The sequence below is a fragment of the Novosphingobium sp. genome, assembly GCF_030696665.1.
Taxonomy (GTDB): Bacteria; Pseudomonadota; Alphaproteobacteria; order Sphingomonadales; family Sphingomonadaceae; genus Novosphingobium.
Genome location: NZ_JAUYRV010000046.1, coordinates 120421 through 139715, shown reverse-complemented (window position 1 = coordinate 139715; position 19295 = coordinate 120421). Strand labels below are relative to the sequence as shown.

Below are 19295 nucleotides of genomic sequence, written 5' to 3'. Positions count from 1 at the left end.
GTTTATCCGGACATTGATTGATTCTTGCGGAACACGCAGGAACAACTTGGTGGGAGGATTTATGAAGCTGTCTCCATTCTACGCCTGTGCCTCGGCCGCAGCGCTGGCCAGCGCAATGATCGCAGTGCCGTCGTTCGCGCAGGACGCCGCGCAGGCAGATGCCGCAGAAGCCGTTCCCGAAGCGGTCGGACTTGACGCGATCGTGGTCACCGCATCGGGCCGCGACAAAACGCAACTCAACTCGGCTGTTTCGGTCAGCTCAATATCCGCAGACACGATCCTTGCCATTCGCCCCACATCGGAAGCCGAAGTGTTCCGTGCGATCCCCGGCATTCAGGTTGCCGGTACGTCAGGCCCGGGCGGCAACTCGAACATCGCCGTGCGCGGCCTTCCGGTCGCCACCGGCGGTTCGCCCTTCGTGCAGATCCAGGAAGACGGACTGCCGACGGTGCTGTTCGGTGACATCCAGTTCGGCAACAACGATTACTGGACCCGCTTCGATGCATCGGTTGCCAATGTTGAAGGCGTTCGCGGTGGTTCTGCTGGTACGTTCGCGTCGCAGGCTCCGGGCGCCGTCATCAACTACATCAGCCACACCGGCAAGCAGGAAGGCGGCTTCGTTTCGGTCAACCGTGGCATCGGCTATGACGAAACCCGCGCCGATTTCCGCTATGGCGGTCCGATCAACGACACGCTCTATTTCCACGTTGGCGGATTTGTGAAGAACGGCCGTGGCCCGCTCAAGGCGGACTACACCGTGTCGGATTCGTTCCAGATCAAAGGCAGCCTGACCAAGGAATTTGGCGAAGGCCGTGGCTACTTCCGCATGCTGGTAAAGGTGGCTGACACGCAGGAGCCGAACTACACCGGCGCGCCTGCGCTTGCGACGATCAACGGCAAGCAGGTTACTGACATCCGTGCCTATCCCGGCTTCGATGGTCGCGACAGTTCTAACTACTCGATCTACAATCAGGACTTCCTGATCTACAATCGCGACGGCAATCTTGAACGCACCAAGATGGACGGCATCACCACGCAGGCGCAGTCGTTCGGCGGACAGTTCCACTACGAATTCGACGGTGGTCTCTCGGTCGACAACAACATGCGTTACACCGACATGAGCGGTGCTTTCGCGTCGCCGTTCCTGAACACAGCGCGCACTTCAACGGTGCTGGGTTCCACCGTCAACGGTCGCACTGTTGCCGCGATCCGCTATGCCAGCGGTCCGAAAGCAGGGCAGCTGTTTACCGACGCTTACCTCGACAACAACGTCAACGTGCGTACCAATATCCGTGACATCGGCAGCTTTGCCAATGACCTGACGTTGGCGGGCAAGTTTGATGTTGCCACGGGCAAGCTGACCACCCGCGCCGGCCTGTTCTACATGAACCAGAAGATCGCGATGGACTGGCACGTCAACAAGTCGCTGCGCGAACTGAACGGCGACAATCCTTCGCAGCTCGACCTGTTCGACAGCGCCGGCAACAAGCTGACGCAGGCCGGCACAGCGGGCTACAACAATAACTGGGGTGATTGCTGCGCACGCGACTATGATCTGTCCTATGCCAACACCGCTCCGTATGTTGCGCTCGACTTCGACCATGACCAGTTCGGTCTTGACGGCTCGGTTCGCTTCGAACGGGTAAAGGCCAGCGGCTATGCCATCGGTGGTGGGTCTGAGTTTCCGATCAACAGCAGCGGCGTGACCATTCCGGCAATCACGGCCAATGGCGTGCGTGAAAACCTGAACTACACCCGCAGCTACACCTCATGGACGGTTGGCGCGCTGTTCAAGGCAACGCCGAACATCACGATCTTCGCCCGCACTTCGCGCGGTGGCCGCTTCAACAGTGACCGTCAGACGCTGGGTGGCAAGATCCGCAACGATGGCGCGCTTTGCACCTCGGGCGATATCGGCCGCAACGGTTGCACGGCTGATGGCGTCACGCCTTCGGTGGACTTCGTCACGCAGCATGAGCTTGGCGTGAAGGGGCGTGGCGACCTGCTCGGCGGTCGGTTCACGATGGAAATGACGCTGCTCAAAGGCAACTTCAAGCAGTCGACGTTCGAACTTTCGGCAACGCGCTGCCCCGGTGGAGCGGGTGGCTGCGTGATCGACGCCAAGTTCAAATCGACCGGCGCGGAGTTCTTTGCCACATACCGCAACGGCGGCTTCAGCTTCACCGGCAATGCCACCTATTCAAAGGCAAAGCGTCAATCGGCAGGGGCAACCTCGTTCACCCGTTCACCTAATCTGCCCGACCTGATCTACACCGCATCGGCAAACTACGACATCGGTGAGATTGCAACGCTTGGCCTTGCGATGACCGGCCAGACCAGCGCGATTGATGACGCTCTGTTCGAATATCCGGGCAAGGCGATCTTTAACCCTTCGCTGCGGGTCTATCCGGTTCAGAACCTTGAACTGGGTCTGCAGGTCTACAACGTGTTCGATACGTTCGACCTGCGCGGCAACGGCGGCATCGCCGATGCTTCGGTTACCCCAACGGTGATCGGCGGCGCGCCAGCGCTGGGCCGCACTGTTTCGGCTTCGGTTCGCTACAACTTCTGAGGATGGCGGGGGGGGCTTTCATTGGCCTACTCCCGTCACTTCGGGTCGCAAGATGAAGGGGCGGGGCGCAAATGCGCTTTGCCCCTTCATTTCAATATCGCCACAAGCGCGATAGGAAGAACTGACGCCAAGGAGAGGCACAACGCATGAGCAGTCCTGACCTGATGATCCGTTCCATAGCCGTTGTCGGTGGCGGCACGGCGGGCTGGATGACGGCTGCGGCCTTGGCACAGGCGCTGAAGCATAATTGCAGCATAACGCTGATCGAATCTGACGAAATCGGAACTGTGGGCGTGGGCGAGGCGACCATACCGCCGATCCGCACGTTCAACGAAACCCTGCAGATCGATGAGCGCGAGTTTGTGCGCAAGACGCAAGGGTCGTTCAAGCTTGGCATCGAATTCGTCGACTGGGGCACGCTGGGCAACCGCTACTTTCATCCGTTCGGCCCGCATGGCCGCGCTTTCGATATCGTCAACCTTCACCACTACTGGCTGCGCGCGCGTGAAGCGGGTGAAACTGCGCCGCTGGATGAGCATTCAATGGCGTGGGCACTGGCGAACGAAAACCGCTTCGCACCGCCGATGGCCGATCAGCGCAATGTGCTTTCGACGTTTGAATATGCCTATCATTTCGATGCCGGGCTCTATGCGAAGTTCCTGCGCGAATATTCCGAAGCGAAAGGCGTGACGCGGGTTGAGGGCAAGGTTGCCAACGTGCAGCAAAATGCCGAAACCGGCTTCGTTACAGCGGTGACGCTGGAGGATGGGCGCGCAGTAGAGGCTGAGCTTTTCGTCGATTGCTCGGGTTTTCGCGGGCTGCTGATCGAAGGCGCGCTGAAGGCTGGATACGAGGACTGGACGCACTGGCTGCCCTGCGACCGGGCAATGGCGGTGCCGTGTGAAAATGCCGGTCCGCTGACGCCGTACACGCGATCCACCGCGCGCGAAGCGGGCTGGCAGTGGCGCATTCCGCTGCAGCACCGAACCGGCAATGGCTACGTGTTCTGCAGCCAGTTCCTTTCGGAGGAGGAAGCGGCGGAGAAGCTGCTGTCTCGGCTCGATGGCAAAGCGCTGGCCGATCCACGTCCGCTGCGTTTCGTTACCGGGCGACGCAAGACGTTCTGGGAAAAGAACGTGGTGGCGGTTGGGCTGTCCAGCGGCTTCATGGAACCACTTGAATCGACCTCCATCCATCTGATTCAGGCTGGTATTTCCAAACTTCTCGCACTGTTCCCCGATCGCACTTTCGATCCGCTGGTGATCGAGGAATACAATCGCATCGCGGGGAGCGAGTACGAACGCATCAGGGATTTCCTGATCCTGCACTACAAGCTGACTGATCGGAATGATTCCGAACTGTGGCGCTATTGCGCGAACATGGACATTCCCGACACGCTCAACACCAAGATCGAGCATTTTCGCCGCTATGGCAGGCTGGTGCAGCGCGATGCGGACCTGTTCGGGCCGCCATCGTGGCTGGCGGTGCATATCGGGCAGGGCAACATCCCTGAACGCACCGATCCGCTGGCAGACTATCGCGGGGTCGACGGGCGCGAGTGGCTGGGCAAGTTGCGCGCCGCCATGCACCATGCAGCCACGCAGCAGCCGACGCATGAGCAGTTCATCGCGGCCAATTGCGCGGCGGTATGAGCGACGCGCAAGCCCTGCTGCAACGTGCGGTGGCGTTGCGCGATTTGCAGGATACGGCAGGTGCGCTTGAGGCCATTCTTGCGGCCGCCAAGCTGGCGCCGGATGACGCCAATGTCGCGTTAGGTGTCGCTCAGGTGTCGTTTGAGGCAGGTCAGCCTGCCGCCGGTCTCTATGCCCGCGCGGCCGAACTTTCGCCGGCGCGGATCGACCTTCAGCGCAGCCGGGCCACGGCGCTTGCGGCAGAACGTCGGCAGGATGAAGGCGAGGCGCTGCTTGAACAAGTGCTGGGAGAAAACCCCGCATGGATTGATGGACACCGCTGCCTGTGCGGGATGAGGGCAACTGCCGGAGACGGCGACTTCGCACGCAGCTTTGCCGCAGCAATTGCGCGCGATCCGTCCAACTTTGGCCTGCGCATGGCGTGGTTCCATGTGCTTGCCACGGCGAAGGACTGGGATGCGGCGCGACACGTGATTGCCGATGCCGAAGCTGCGCTGGGTGAGCGGCAAGCTTCGCTGCTGGGCAAGCTGTTCATTGCCAGCGAGAGCGGTGAAGCGGCGAGTGATCCGGCTTTGTTCGATAAGGTCGAGCATGTGCAGGACGTCGGGCTGGACCTTGCGCGGGTGCGGCATTTCCTGCGCGGTGGTCAAATCGAGCGGGCGCGCGATGTTTGCGTGCGGCACATGGGCACACCGGCGATGCGGGCGTTCTGGCCCTATCTATCGTTCGCTTGGCGCCTGCTTGGCGATGCGCGGGCAGAGTGGCTCGACGGCGGGATGCGCGATGTGCGCAGCTTCGATCTGGATTTCACGGTAGCGGAACTCCACGAACTGGCTGGAACGCTCCGTCGGCTCCACACGATGCAGCAACCTTGGCACGAACAGTCGGTGCGAGGGGGCACGCAGACCGAGCGACCCTTGTTGCTGCGCATAGATCCAGTGATCGCCAACGCGCGGGCAAAGATCGAAACGGCGGTGCGGCTTTACATCGATGACCTGCCGCACGCCGATCCCTCACACCCACTGCTCGCCGCGCCACGCGGGCGTTTTCTGTTTGCGGGAAGCTGGTCGGTGCGCCTGCGACCGGGCGGCTTTCACGCCGTCCACACGCATCCGATGGGCTGGATCAGTTCTGCCCTGTACGTAGCCGTGCCGGACGCGGCCAAACTCGGCACGCCACCAGCGGGGCACTTGCAGTTCGGAGCAGCGCCGCTGGAACTGGGCCTTGCGGTCAAACCCTACGGTGAGGTGGTGCCGAAACCGGGCAAGCTGGCTCTGTTCCCTTCCACCATGTGGCACGGCACCGTGCCGTTCGACGATGGCGAGCGCCTGACGATTGCCTTCGACGTGATCCCCAACATGAAAGCCTGAAATGCGACCGCGCTATCACTATGCCCCCGCAGCCAACTGGCTGAGCGATCCCAACGGCCTCGTCTGGCAGGATGGGGAATGGCACATGTTCTACCAGTACAACCCGTTCAGCGAGGAATGGGGCCACATGTCATGGGGCCACGCCGTCAGCCGCGATCTGGCGCAGTGGCAGGAATTGCCGGTGGCGCTGGCTGAGGAAGACAGCACGATGATCTTCTCCGGCTCTGCGGTGATCGACCATGCAGGCAGCGCAGGACTTGGCAAAGACGCAATGATCGCGGTCTATACCGGCGCGCGGACGGACCGGGCGCACCAGTTCCAATGCATCGCGGCCAGCACAGACGGTGGGCGGACGTTCACGAAGTTTGCCGGCAATCCGGTGCTGGACCGGCAGATGGCCGATTTCCGTGATCCCAGCGTATTCTGGCATGAGCCTTCGCAGCAGTGGATCATGGTGGTGGTGCTTTCGGACGAGAACCGAGCGCTGATCTATGGTTCGACCAACCTGAAGGATTGGCACGAGCTTTCGGAGATCGCCCGCGATGGCGCACCGGGGCACTTGTGGGAGTGTCCATTCCTGATCGAACTGCCGGTTGAGGGATCGGGCAAGACGCGCTGGCTGTTCAAGGTGGACGTGCTTTCCGGCGCGCCCGGATCGGGAGCGCTCTACCGGGTTGGCCAGTTTGACGGTGTGCGTTTTGTGCCCGAAACAGCTTGGCAAATCGCTGATCATGGCGATGAATTCTACGCCGCGATTGGCTGGACTGATCCGCGCGATGGCCGGAACCGCCCGACATGGATCGGGTGGATGGGCAATCATGCGGTGCAAAAGCATCTGCCCCTGCAAGGCTGGCGAGGGGCGATGAGCCTGCCGCGAAGGCTTTCGCTCCGGCGTGATGGTGAAACCCTCAAGCTGGTGCAGACGGTAGAACCATCGTGCCGCGCGCTGTTCGGGCCAGCGGAGACCCTGTCGCTTGACGATGGGCGCTCACCGCTGGGAGCAGCAGCCCTGCTTGAAGCACCTGCGCGGGAAAACTGGCAGTTCACACTTGCAGACGATGCTGGGCGCACATTTCAATGTGCGCTTGCCACTGGCCTGTTGCGCGTCACCCGCCGTGATCCAGTGACGCCGCAATTAAACCATGCTTCGACAATGACCGTGTCCGACGACGCGCCTGTTGAAATCTGGCTCGACAGCGGAAGCATCGAGGTGCTGGCGAGCAAGGGCGCGGATTGCCTGACCTTGCAGCATCGCCTTGCGGGAGAGGCGTTCAGCTTGCGCGGCGAAGGCTCACTTACGGTCCGCTATCCTTTGACGAGTGCCTGACGCCCAAGTTCGATTGCGCCGGTAATCCCGGCATCATCGCCAAGGCCGGGTGTCACGATGTAGTTTTCCAGCCCTTCGTCCAGACGCGGATGGCTGACATAACCATTCAGCCGTGCTGCCGTCTCGCGGCGCACCGCTTCCACCAACCCCGGTGCCTTCATGACGCCACCCCCGAAGATCAACCGGTCGGGCATGTGCAGCAGCACCAAAGTGCTGGCCAGATGTGCGATGTAGCTGGCGATCAGGCCGGTTTCGTCAGGCCCCAGTTGGTCAAGGCTCTTGCCCCAGCGGCGTTCGATGGCTGGGCCGCAGGCAAGACCTTCAAGGCAATCGCCGTGGAACGGACAGATGCCGCCAAAAGGATCACGCGAGGGATCGCGCGGGGGTACGATGTGGCCGCTTTCGAAGTGCGATATGCCCATCAACGAGCGGCCAGCGCGCACGACGCCCGTGCCGATCCCGGTGCCGATGGTGGTATAGGCCAGTGTCCGGCAGCCTTGCCCTGCACCCGCCATCCATTCACCAATCGCCGCGCCGTTCACATCGGTATCCACCATGATCGGCGCACCAAACCGGCCCAGCGCATCATGGAATCGTGCGCCCGACCAGCCCGGCTTGGGCGTGGTGGTAAAGGTGCCATAGGCGGGTGAGGCGGGATCAATGTCGATCGGCCCAAAGCTGGCCACGCCGAACGCCGCGATGGGGCCATGCTCGGCGCTGGCTTGCGCGAAAAACGCCTGCATGGCTGGCCATGTTTCGGCGGGCGTATTGGTGGGCATGCGCGTGCGGGCAAGTATCTCACCTTCCGGCGTGGCGAGTGCGAGAACGAACTTCGTGCCGCCCGCTTCCACCGCACCGATCAAACCTTGCGCGCTCATTTTGCAGCATCCTTTGCGTGTTCACGTACCAGCATCATTGCTGCAGCCGCCGCTACCATCATCAACGCAGCGACGAGCATGGTCCAGCGCGGCTCTCCGGGGAAGAAGCTGCGCATGATCCCGCCCATCAGCGTGGCGACGACAAGCTGGGGTATGACAATGAAGAAATTGAAGATTCCGATGTAGATGCCGAATTTGCGCGGCGGCAGCACGCGGGTGAGGATGACGTATGGCATCGACAGGACCGAGGCCCACGCAACCCCCATACCCACCATCGGCAGCAGCAACATCACAGGGTCACGCAGCAGCAGCAGGCCGATGAAACCGGCCGCCCCGCTCAACAGGCCTATAGCATGCGTAGCGGCATTGCCGATGCGCCGTGCAAGGGCTGACAGGAGGAACGCTGCAATGATCGCAACGCCGTTGTAGAACGCAAACATCACACCGACCCAGTCAGCGCCTTCGTTGTAGGCCGCGCTGGCAGTCCCGATTGCGCCAAAGGCCTGCGCGGTGACGACTGGCGTGGTGTAGATCCACACGATGAAAAACCCGATCCATGTGAAGAACTGCGCAAAGGCAAGCTGCTTCATCTGCACCGGCATCTGCGCGAGATCTGAGACGATGTGGGCCAGCGCGCCCTTGGCAGAGGTAGCGCGAACGCCGATCTGGATTGCACCAAAGATGGCCAGTCCGCCGCCCAGAACATAAAGCTGTCTGTCCAGTTCGAGCACAGCCACCAGTGCGAGAAGTGTTCCACCTGCAACGATCCACAGCGGCCCGGAGCGCGGATGGACGAGCGGTTCATGCTGCGCAATATCCTGGTCTGCGGTCGTACCTTCAAATGCCGCCATTTCATTCGGCGCATATTCGCGCACGCGCAGAACGGTCCATCCCACCGTAAGCACGATGGCCGCCGCGCCAAGGTAGAAGCTGTAGCGCACCGAGGGCGGGATCACACCGTCTGGCGCTGTATTGGCAATACCCAGCGCGTTGAACAGGGCAGGCGCGATGCTGCCCAGCACCGCACCTGCGCCGATGAACGCGGTTTGGATTGCGAAGGCCTGCGCGCGCTGATCATCGGGCGTCATGTCTCCGGCAAAGGCACGGAAAGGCTCCATCGCGACGTTTAGCGAGGCATCAAGCATCCACAGAAACGCGGCGGCAAAAAGCAGCAGCCCTGCGTTGGGAAGTCCGATCAGTGCGAGTGCAGTCAGCAGCGCCCCGGCCAGAAAATATGGACGTCTGCGGCCAAAACGCCCCCATGTGCGGTCCGAGTAATACCCGATCAATGGCTGCACCAAAAGTCCGGTTACCGGGCCTGCGATCCACAGGAAGGCCAGATCATCGACCGGGCTGCCAAGCGACTGGAAGATGCGGCTGACATTGGCGGCCTGCAGCGCAAAGGCTAGCTGGATGCCGAAATACCCGAAGCTGATGTTCCACAGGCCCCAGAAGCCCTGCCGGGGTTTGGGCGTGGCGACGACGCCGGACTGTGTGGACATTTCTACTCCCCGATCACGGCGCTGCGGCTCGTTGGTGACCGTCTGATGCGGCGCGCCCTGCGGCTTCACACGCAGGGACGTCGCAGAATGCGGACTATGCTGCAATCGATGCGCATACGAATACCAAAAACGAACGCCAAAGAATCACCCGCCGCTGCTCGCGCGGACCACAAGACGGGCAGGCAGGATGCGCGGGTTGGGTGCCCGGCCTTCCACTTGCGCCAGCACGCTTTCCACCAGCGCTTCTCCGGCAAGCCGGATGTCCTGCATCAGCGTGGTCAGCGGCGGCGATGTAAAGGCGGCGGCGGGAATATCGTCAAAGCCGACAACGGAAATATCGTTGGGCACATGAAGTCCAGCCTCGGCCAAGGCCCGCATCGCGCCGATGGCGATAAGGTCACTGGCGGCGAACACCGCGTCGAACGCCGCTCCGCGTGCCAGCAGTGTACGCGCAGCTTTATAGCCGATCTCTTCATCGGAAACGGCATCGACGATCAGATTGCGGTCCGGTTCCAGCCCGGCTGTGGTGATCGCTTTGGCAAGACCTGCGTAACGCTGCTCAAACTCCGGGTAGTGCGAATCCGCCTGGCCCAGAAAGGCGATTTTCCGCCGTCCACGCGCCAGCAGATGCTCCCCCGCCATGCGCCCCGCGCCGAAATTGTCGGAGCCGACAGTTGCGCCAATCGTGCCCTCGTCAACAGACCCCCAGCGCACAAAGTGCGTGCCCGACCGCAAAAGCTGGCGCAGACGCGGCTCATAAGCGGTGTAATCGCCGTAGCCGAGCAGGATCAGGCCGTCAGCGCGGTGGCTGTCCTGATAGCGTTTGTGCCAATCGTCATCCAGTTTCTGGAATGAAATCAACAGATCTAAACCGCGATTGGCGCAATGGCGGGTAATCGAGCCGAGCATGGCGAGAAAGAACGGGTTGATGTTCGATTCATCGGGCGTCGGGTCTTCAAAGAACAGCAGTGCAAGCGTGTTTGAGCGCTGAGAGCGCAACGACGATGCGTTCTTGTCGACCGTGTAATTAAGCTGACGAGCAATCGCCTCGATTTTCTGGCGGGTGGCCATGCTGACAGATTTGCTGCCGCGCAGCGCACGGCTGACCGTCGGCTGCGAAACCCCTGCAAGATAGGCAATGTCAAAGCTGGTTGGCTTGTTCGAAGGCCGACGCCCCATATCCCCGTCTCTCCCGCCGCCCGGTGTGGTCCCGAAGCTGGCTTGCGCCGAGTGTATGCGTGAAGTTCGGCGCATGCAATCAGGAGTCTGCCGGCGCACGTGATCAGTGCGAACCTGCGGATATGACAGAGTTTTCTGCTAGTCGGCGTCGTTGCAAGAAAGCTTCATCTGAAACCATTTAATGCATAGTATACGTATGCCATATTCGTCATCGCCCATCCCTCCCGTAAAACCGGATTCGAACGGAAGGCCGGTTCATCGGCTCCGTGGTTCGCATCACGATACGTCGATCAGGTTTCGAGGCCGGAAATGTCCGGCTTGGGGGAGTGAGATTCAACATGGCTTTTCGCACATTCACCGCAGTTGCGGGCGCTTCGCTTGCAGCATTGACCGTGGCCCTCGCCGCCAATCCGGCAATTGCACAAGACAGCAGTGCAGAACCGCAGGCCGCACCCGAAGCTGAAGAGCCGGCAATCGTCGTCACCGGCTTTCGCGCATCGCTGGCCACAGCGGTCAACACCAAGAAAACCTCGTCGGTGATCGTGGAATCCGTTTCGGCCGAAGACATCGGCCGCTTGCCCGATGCCTCAATCGGCGAATCCATCGCACGCCTGCCGGGCCTGACCACCCAGCGCCTGTTCGGCCGCGCCAACTCCATCGCCATTCGCGGATCGAGTGCGGACCTGTCTTCCACGACGCTCAACGGTCGCCCGCAAACGTCGACAGGCGAACAGCGCAATGTCGAATTTGACCAGTTCCCTTCGGAAATCGTCAGCCGCGTGGATGTGTACAAGGCACCGCAGGCAAATCTCGTGCATCAGGGCCTTGTCGGCACGGTCGACATCAAGACGATCCGTCCGCTGGAATTCGGCAAGGGCCTGATCTCGTTCGGCGAGCGCGGCACCTACACCGATCTGGGCAAGGTCAATGCTGACAGCAACGAGTTCGGCTATCGCGCCACAGGCACTTACGTTGGCCAGTTCATGGAAGACCGCCTCGGCGTGGCGCTGTCTGCAGCCTATACCGACGAGCCGTATCAGGCGCAGGAGTTCGAGGCCTGGGGCTATGCCGATGCGCCGAATGGCACCAAGGTCATCGGGGGCATGAAGCCATTCGGCGTTTCCACCCAGCTCCAGCGGCTTGGCATTCAGGGCACCGTCCAGTTCAAGCCGGTCGACGAACTGATGCTGACGGTAGATGGCTTCTACGGCAAGTTTACCGACAAGCAGATCAAGCGCGGGGTCGAGTTTCCGCTGGCGTTCAGCCCGGCGCAACTGTCCACGGCGGGCATTAAGACCAATGGCAATCTGATCACGCAGGGCACTTTCACGGGCGTCGAAGAGGTGGTCAAGAACCACGGGTATGAGCGCAAGTCTGACATCTTTTCGGGCGGCTTCAACGCAGCCTGGACGGGTGACGATGGCTGGTCGGCGTCGTTCGATTTCGGCTATTCAAAGACCGACCGCAACGAGCTGACGCTGGAAACCAACGCCGGAACAGGTCCGGGTGCGGGCGTTGGTGCCAACGATACGCTGACTTTCGAGAGCGGTCCGACCGGCACGAAGTTCACCAGCAACACACTGGATTATGGCAACTACAACACGATTGTGCTGACCGATCCGCTGGGCTGGGGCGCAGGCGCGCCGCTTGGTTCGCAGGAAGGCTACTACAACGATCGCATCATCGACGATGAGATCAAGAGCTTCCAGATCGAAGTGGGCAAGGAACTGGAGAGCGGTTTCCTGTCAAAGCTGAGCGTCGGGACGGCCTATGTTGACCGTACCAAGGGCAAGACGCCGGTTGAATCGTTCCTGAACCTTGTCGGTGGTGCAAAGTCTCTCACGGTGCCGGAAAAGTATCGCACTGGTGCAACCGATCTGGGCTTCATCGGCGTCGGCCCGATCATCGGCTACGATCCGTTCGCGATGCTGGCGGACGGCGTCTACGTGCTCACACCGAACACCAGCAAGGACGTTCCGGCGAAGGCCTACTCGGTGACCGAGCGTGTCATGTCGATCTACCTGAAGGGCGATCTCAAGGCCGCCTTTGGCGCGGTGGAGATGGACGGCAACATCGGCTTGCTGGCGCAGAACACCGAACAGAAATCGCGCGGTTTCCAGAACCTCGCCGCGGCCAGTCTGGTGCCGGTGACGCGTGGCGCGCGATACTGGGACTTCCTGCCGAGCATGAATCTGAACTTCCGTCTGCCGGGCGACTGGGTTGTGCGCGTTGCCGCTGCCCGCGAAATTCAGCGTCCTCGCTTCGAGGACATGAAAGTCAGCCTTGATTACAGCTACAACGTCAACAGCGGCGTCATCACCGGCAATGGCGGCAACCCGCAGCTCGAACCCTATCGCGCTTGGGCGGCTGACCTGAACATCGAGAAGTACTTCGGCAGCAAGGGCTATGTCGGGGTGCAGATGTTCTACAAGAAGCTCGACAACTACATCTACCGCGATGTCGTGCCGTTCGATTACAGTGGCCTGCCTGTCGTTGCACCCGTGCCGATCACCAATTTCGTGGGCACGATCACCACGGCGGTAAATGGCAGCGGCGGCGAGCTCTATGGCGTCAAACGGCAGGCACCCTGCCGTTTGACGTGATCACGCCCGCATTTGAAGGCTTCGGCTTCACCGGCGGCCTTGGCTATACCAAGACCTCGATCAAGCCGGGACCAAACGCCCAGTCGATGGACCTGCCGGACTATTCACGCTGGGTGGGATCGGGCACGCTGTTCTTCGAAAAGGGCGGGTTCAATGCGCGCGCTTCTGCCCGCTATCGCTCGTCCTTCCAGGGCATCTTCGTCGGCTTCGGTGGAGAACGTGAGCTTCGCCGCGCGCTGAAGGAAACCATCGTTGATGCGCAGATCGGCTATGATTTTCAGGCCAGCAGCCCGCTCAACGGTCTGTCACTGTTCCTGCAGGGCCAGAACCTGACAGACGAACCGTTCGTCTCGGTCGATAACGGTGCGCCGTTGCAGATCCGCAACTATCAGACCTATGGCCGCCGTTTCATGGCCGGGTTCAACTACAAGTTCTGAATGTTCCCTCGGAGGGGGCGGCCTCATCCCGCTCCCTCCACCCTGCTTGCGCGGTATTGCAACGCAATGCAGTGTAAGGTGCGCTCTGACCGTGGAAGGGTTCCAGCCCGTGCGTAAATTTGTTGCCGCATCTCTGCTGGCGTTTTGCGCAGCCCATCCGGCGCTGGCCGATGTTCCGCTCACCGAAGTCCGGGCGCGTCCAGCGGCGGGAGAGACGATCTACTTCCTCCTCCCCGACCGTTTCGAGAATGGCGATACGGCGAATGACACGGGCGGGCTGAAAGGGGATCGTTACAGCACCGGGTTCGATCCTGCGGCCAAGGGCTTCTACCACGGCGGCGACCTGGCGGGGCTGATGTCCCGGCTCGACTATTTGCAGGGCCTAGGCGCAACCGCAATCTGGGTGGCACCGGTATTCAAGAACAAGCCGGTGCAGGGCCTTCCGGGGCAGGAGAGCGCCGGGTATCACGGATATTGGGTCACAGACTTCACCCGCGTCGATCCGCATTTCGGGACCAATGCCGAATTCAAGACTCTGGTCGATGCGGCCCACGCGCGCGGCATGAAGGTCTATATGGACATCATCGCCAACCACACGGCGGATGTGATCCAGTACAAGAGCGGCCAGTACACCTACCGCGACCGCGCAAACTGGCCCTATTCGCGCAAGGGTGGCCTTGATGGCCCGGCGATCAATCCCGGTTTCGCAGGCGACGAGGATTCCAGCGAGGCGAACTTTGCCCGGCTGACTGATCCGGCCGCCGCCTATGAACCGTTCGTCCCCGAGGCTGAGCGCAACGCCAAGACGCCCGCGTGGCTCAACGATCCGCTGCTGTATCACAACCGGGGAGACACCACTTTCCGGGGTGAAAACAGCCGGTTCGGCGACTTTGCAGGGCTGGATGACCTTTTCACCGAACACCCACGCGTTCGCAGCGGGATGATCGAGATTTATGCCGACTGGATCAACCGGTTCGGCATAGACGGCTACCGCATCGACACCGCCAAGCATGTCGATCCCGGCTTCTGGCAGGCCTTCATTCCGGCTATGCAAGCCACAGCCAAACAGTCGGGTATCCCAAACTTCGCGATCTTTGGCGAGGTGGCGCACGATGGCCCCGACCCGGGCACCATCGCGCGATATACCCGGCGCGACGGCTATCCGGCGGTGCTGGACTTCGCATTCCAGGGAGCGGTGCGGGCAGTTGTGGCGCAAGGGAAGGGCACTGAAGTTCTTGCCGATACCTTCGATGGCGACGTCCTTTACGAGGGCGGTGAACCAGCCGCGCTTGCCATGCCGACGTTCCTTGGCAATCACGACATGGGCCGCTTTGCTATGCTGGTGCGCAAGGACCGGCCCGGAATATCCGACGCCGAAGTGCTCGCGCGGGTGAGCCTCGCCCACGCCATGCTGCTGACCTTACGAGGATCGCCGGTGATCTATTCGGGCGACGAGCAGGGCTTTACCGGTGACGGCAACGATCAGGATGCGCGTGAGGATATGTTCCCGAGCCGCACCGCCAGCTACAACGACAACGCGCTTTTGGGCACCAATGCGACAACCGCTGCGAGCAACTTCGATACCGCGCATCCGCTCTATCGCCTGATCTCCACGCTGGCCAAGCTGCGCCGGGATCATCCTGCCATCGCGCGCGGGCGGCAGGTTACGCGGACGTATTCAGAGGTACCGGGGTTGTTTTCCGTATCCCGTTTTGACCCTGTCAGCGGTAGGGAATACCTGATTGCCTTCAACACTTCTGAACAGCACCTAACTGCACCTAGCGTGCTCCAAGCGACCGCAACAAGCCTTGAAAGCCTTTATGGACAATGCCCTGCGCACGTAACAGCACCCGGTTCGGTCATGCTTGAAATTCCCGCTTTCGGCAGCGTGGTCTGCCGTGTCACTCCCTCCCCGGAAACCCCCGTTCGATGAAATTGACCGACGCGCTCCAAACCGATCCCGAAACACAAAACGCTGTGCCGTGGTGGCGCGGTGCGGCGATTTATCAAATCTACCCACGCAGCTTCTGCGATTCCAACGGCGATGGCATCGGCGATCTTCCGGGCATCACCTCGCGGCTCGAACACGTCGCGCGGCTTGGCGTCGATGCGATCTGGGTATCGCCCTTCTTCACCTCACCGATGCGTGATTTTGGCTACGACGTGGCGGACTATTGCGGCGTCGATCCGATCTTCGGTACGCTGGAAGATTTCGACGCGATGGTCGCCCGGGCGCATGAGTTGGGGCTGAAAGTCACCATCGATCAAGTCTATGCGCACACATCGGATTTGCACGCATGGTTTCAGGAAAGCAGGCAGGACCGCACCAATGCCAAGGCGGACTGGTATGTCTGGGCCGATCCGAAGCCCGATGGTTCGCCGCCATCAAACTGGCAGTCGGTGTTCGGCGGGCCAGCGTGGACGTGGGATGCGCGGCGGCGGAAGTATTATCTGCACAACTTCCTTTCCAGCCAGCCGCAGGTGAACGCACACAATCCGGAAGTTCAGGAAGCGCTGCTGGGCGTGATGCGCTTCTGGCTGGACCGGGGTGTGGACGGGTTCCGGCTGGATGCGCTGAACTTCCTGATGCACGATCCGACGATACGCGACAATCCGCCCGCGCCCGACGATGGGCGCCGCAAGACGCGGCCGTTTGATTTTCAACTCAAGATCTACAACCAGTCACACCCCGACATCATCGGGTTCATCCAGCGGGTGCGCGCGCTGTGCGATGAATACGGTGCGGTGTTTACCGTGGCGGAGGTTGGCGGCGATCTGGCCGAGACGGAGATGAAGGCGTTCACGGCTGGCGAGCAGCACCTGAACAGCGCCTATGGCTTTGATTTCCTTTATGCGGACAAGCTCACGCCGAAGTTCGTTGAGCAAGCGGTGGCCAAGTGGCCTGATGAGCCGGGGATTGGCTGGCCTAGCTGGGCTTTCGAAAACCACGATGCGCCGCGCGCAATTTCGCGCTGGTGCGAGCCTGAGCATCGCGAGGCGTTCGGACGCCTGAAGGCGATGCTGTTTGCATCGCTCCGGGGTAATATCATCGTCTATCAGGGCGAGGAACTGGGCCTAACGCAAGTGGATATCCCTTTCGAGCAGTTGCAAGACCCGGAGGCTATTGCCAACTGGCCGCTGACACTTTCGCGCGATGGTGCGCGCACACCGATGCCGTGGATGGTGCAATCGGGCGAGGGGGGCTTCACCGTGGGCGTGCCGTGGCTGCCTGTGGGTGAGGACAACCTTGGCCGAGCGGTTGACCGGCAGGAAGCCGACGCGGATTCGCTGCTGAACCTGACCACCGCCCTGTTGCGTATGCGGCGCGAGCATCCCGCTTTGCGCCTTGGCACCTTCGAAGTGCTTCATGCAGACGAATGCCTACTTGCCATCCGGCGCGTTTCCGGTCAGCAATCGATTGCAGGATTGTTCAACCTGTCCTCCGTCCCGGTAGCATCGCCACAAGGTCTGGTGCGGGACGGCAAGCAACTTGCGTCGGTCAACGGCGCGAACGGGGAGCAGCTTCCGCCATTTGGCGCGCTGCTGATCGAAGAGAGGATCTGATGCGGTACAATGTGGCTTGTGCAGCGCCGCTGGCGCTGACCCTTTCGTGCGCCTTCGTGAGGCCCGCTTTTGCCGAAACGGTAACGGCAGCGTCGCCCGATGGCTCGATTGTCCTGTCGGTCACGACCGACACTGACGGACACCCGCTCTATAGCGTGACGCGCAAGGGCAAGTTGCTCATCGGATCGTCGATGCTGGGCTTCATCACCAGCGATGGTCCGACCATGCAGCGCGGGCAGAAGATTGTGGGCAGCGAGACCGCATCTGGCAAGGAAACGTGGGAGCAGCCGTGGGGTGAGCGGCGGTTCGTGACGGACAACCACAACGAGTTGCTCGTGCGGTTTGAACAGTCCGCGGATTGGGGCAGCCGCCGCATGAACGTGCGGTTCCGCCTGTTCAACGACGGCGTGGGCTTCCGTTATGAAATGCCGGAACAGCCCGCGATGAAGGTGATGAAGATTGCCGACGAACTGACCGAGTTCAACGTGGGCCAGAATGGCACCGCATGGTGGATTCCGGGCGGCGAATGGAACCGTTATGAGCAGGTCTATCAGCAGACGGCGATTGATGGCGTTTCGACTGCGCATACCCCGATTACGATGAAGCTGGAGGATGGCACGCACCTGTCGTTCCATGAGGCTGCATTGGTTGATTATTCCGCGATGTGGTTCAAGCGCCAGACCGGCACATCGTTCCGCGCAACCCTTTCGCCTTCTGGCAGTGGCCCGAAAGTGACGCGTGCGCTGCCGTTCAACACGCCGTGGCGCACGGTGCGGATTGCTGATGGCGCGAAAGGCATTGTCGAGAACGATCTTGAATTGAACCTCAACGAGCCGAACAAGATCGGTGATGTTTCTTACTTCAAGCCGATGAAATATATCGGCATCTGGTGGGGCATGATCCGGGGCGATTGGTCATGGGCCGAAGGTCCAAACCACGGTGCAACCACCGCACGAACCAAGCAGTACATCGATTTCGCAGCAAAGCATGGCTTCGGCGGGGTGCTGGTCGAAGGTTGGGACAAGGGCTGGAACGGCACGTGGTTCGGCAGTGGCAAGGACTTCAGCTATACGCAGGCAACCCCCGACTTCGATCTGGAAGCTGTGACGCGATATGGCGCAAAGAAGGGCGTCATGCTGATCGGCCATCACGAAACCGGCGGCAACATCGCGAATTACGAAGCCCAGCTTGAAGATGCGATGAAGCTGTATGACCGGCTCGGCGTACGCGCGGTGAAGACTGGCTATGTGGCTGACGCGGGCGGCATTCTGGCCCCCGGTGACACACCCGGCGCGTATCGGATGGAATTCCACGACGGCCAGCGCGCGGTTCAGCACCATCTGAAAGTCGTGCAGACGGCGGCGAAGTATCGCATCGCAATTAACGCCCATGAACCGGTGAAGGACACGGGGCTGCGCCGCACCTATCCCAACTGGATCGACCGTGAAGGCGCGCGCGGCATGGAATACAACGCGTGGGGCCAGTTCGCCAATGGGCCGGACCATGAGCCGACGCTGGTCTATACGCGGATGCTGTCCGGCCCGATGGACTACACGCCGGGTATCCTGAGCCTTGAAGGCGCGAACAAGGTGCCGCTGGCATCCACGCTTTCCAAGCAGCTCGGCCTCTATCTGGCGCTCTATTCCCCGATCCAGATGGCGGCTGATTTTGTCGAGAGCCTTGAGGCGCACCCGAAGGAACTGGCCTTTATCAAGCAAGTCCCGGCAGACTGGTCGGAAAGCCACCTCATTGCGGGTGAGGTGGGCGACTACGCAATTTTCGCGCGCAAGGATCGCAACAGCGAAGACTGGTATGTTGGCGGGGTCAACGACGCGACGGCGCGTGACGTTGCACTGGCGCTTGATTTCCTCGACGCAGGCAAGACGTACACTGCCACAATCTGGAAGGATGGCGAGGGTGCCACATATGCAACTGATGCCCGCCACCGCATCGCGTACGCCACGCTGAAAGTCAGGAAAGGTGATGTATTCCCGGCATGGTTGGCCCCCGGCGGCGGCCTTGCTGTGCGGTTGCAGCCTGCAAAGTAAGCCGGAAATGGATTGACGGGATTGCGGTCGGCGATGGTGCAATGCACAACCATCACCGGCCGTAACGCCGCGCATAGCTATCCTGCATACTTATGCGTGCTGAACGGTGTTCCTTTAGGGTCTAGGGCGGTGCCGCAAGGTGATCGTAAGCCGTCCATCTACG

At 61.1% G+C, this 19295-nt stretch carries 12 protein-coding genes; 9 read left to right on the top strand and 3 right to left on the bottom strand.

The features are described 5' to 3' along the window. The first annotated feature begins 61 nt into the window (after window positions 1-61). From Q8R81_RS13515 to Q8R81_RS13500, 4 genes are all read left to right on the top strand, one after another. On the top strand, window positions 62-2572 hold the full coding sequence (locus Q8R81_RS13515) for a TonB-dependent receptor (RefSeq protein WP_305618647.1): 2511 nt from the start codon (window positions 62-64) through the stop codon (window positions 2570-2572). Between the two features lie 146 nt (window positions 2573-2718). Continuing rightward, window positions 2719-4224 (top strand): tryptophan halogenase family protein, encoded by a 1506-nt coding sequence (locus Q8R81_RS13510; RefSeq protein ID WP_305618645.1) that lies wholly within the window; start codon window positions 2719-2721, stop codon window positions 4222-4224. Further along, on the top strand, window positions 4221-5594 hold the full coding sequence (locus tag Q8R81_RS13505; RefSeq protein ID WP_305618643.1) for a putative 2OG-Fe(II) oxygenase: 1374 nt from the start codon (window positions 4221-4223) through the stop codon (window positions 5592-5594). Before Q8R81_RS13510 ends, Q8R81_RS13505 begins: the two co-directional genes overlap by 4 nt. Before the next feature lies 1 nt (window position 5595). Continuing rightward, window positions 5596-6921, top strand: coding sequence for a glycoside hydrolase family 32 protein (locus Q8R81_RS13500; RefSeq protein WP_305618641.1), 1326 nt, complete (start codon window positions 5596-5598; stop codon window positions 6919-6921). Here the strand turns inward: Q8R81_RS13500 and Q8R81_RS13495 are convergent. The 3 genes from Q8R81_RS13495 to Q8R81_RS13485 all read right to left on the bottom strand — a co-directional run bounded on the left by Q8R81_RS13495 (window position 6900) and on the right by Q8R81_RS13485 (window position 10480). Next, entirely contained in the window at window positions 6900-7799 is a 900-nt protein-coding gene (locus Q8R81_RS13495) for an ROK family protein (protein WP_305618639.1), read from the bottom strand. The genes Q8R81_RS13500 and Q8R81_RS13495 overlap by 22 nt on opposite strands. Continuing rightward, a complete protein-coding gene (locus Q8R81_RS13490) occupies window positions 7796-9301 on the bottom strand; it encodes an MFS transporter (protein ID WP_305619395.1) in 1506 nt (501 codons plus the stop codon). The genes Q8R81_RS13495 and Q8R81_RS13490 overlap by 4 nt, the downstream gene beginning before the upstream one ends. Window positions 9302-9445: 144 nt before the next feature. Then, window positions 9446-10480, bottom strand: coding sequence for a LacI family DNA-binding transcriptional regulator (locus Q8R81_RS13485; protein WP_305618637.1), 1035 nt, complete (start codon window positions 10478-10480; stop codon window positions 9446-9448). A gap of 338 nt (window positions 10481-10818) precedes the next feature. Here Q8R81_RS13485 and Q8R81_RS13480 point away from each other — a divergent pair, with 338 nt between their 5' ends. The 5 genes from Q8R81_RS13480 to Q8R81_RS13460 all read left to right on the top strand — a co-directional run bounded on the left by Q8R81_RS13480 (window position 10819) and on the right by Q8R81_RS13460 (window position 19132). Next, window positions 10819-13083, top strand: coding sequence for a TonB-dependent receptor (locus Q8R81_RS13480; RefSeq protein WP_305618634.1), 2265 nt, complete (start codon window positions 10819-10821; stop codon window positions 13081-13083). After that, entirely contained in the window at window positions 13080-13520 is a 441-nt protein-coding gene (locus Q8R81_RS13475) for a TonB-dependent receptor (protein ID WP_305618632.1), read from the top strand. The genes Q8R81_RS13480 and Q8R81_RS13475 overlap by 4 nt, the downstream gene beginning before the upstream one ends. 109 nt (window positions 13521-13629) lie before the next feature. After that, on the top strand, window positions 13630-15453 hold the full coding sequence (locus tag Q8R81_RS13470; RefSeq protein ID WP_371135369.1) for an alpha-amylase family glycosyl hydrolase: 1824 nt from the start codon (window positions 13630-13632) through the stop codon (window positions 15451-15453). Then, entirely contained in the window at window positions 15450-17084 is a 1635-nt protein-coding gene (locus Q8R81_RS13465) for an alpha-amylase family glycosyl hydrolase (protein ID WP_305618631.1), read from the top strand. The genes Q8R81_RS13470 and Q8R81_RS13465 overlap by 4 nt, the downstream gene beginning before the upstream one ends. After that, window positions 17084-19132: a glycoside hydrolase family 97 protein gene (locus Q8R81_RS13460; protein WP_305618629.1), complete on the top strand. Its 2049-nt coding sequence runs from the start codon at window positions 17084-17086 to the stop codon at window positions 19130-19132. The genes Q8R81_RS13465 and Q8R81_RS13460 overlap by 1 nt, the downstream gene beginning before the upstream one ends. Window positions 19133-19295: the final 163 nt, after the last annotated feature.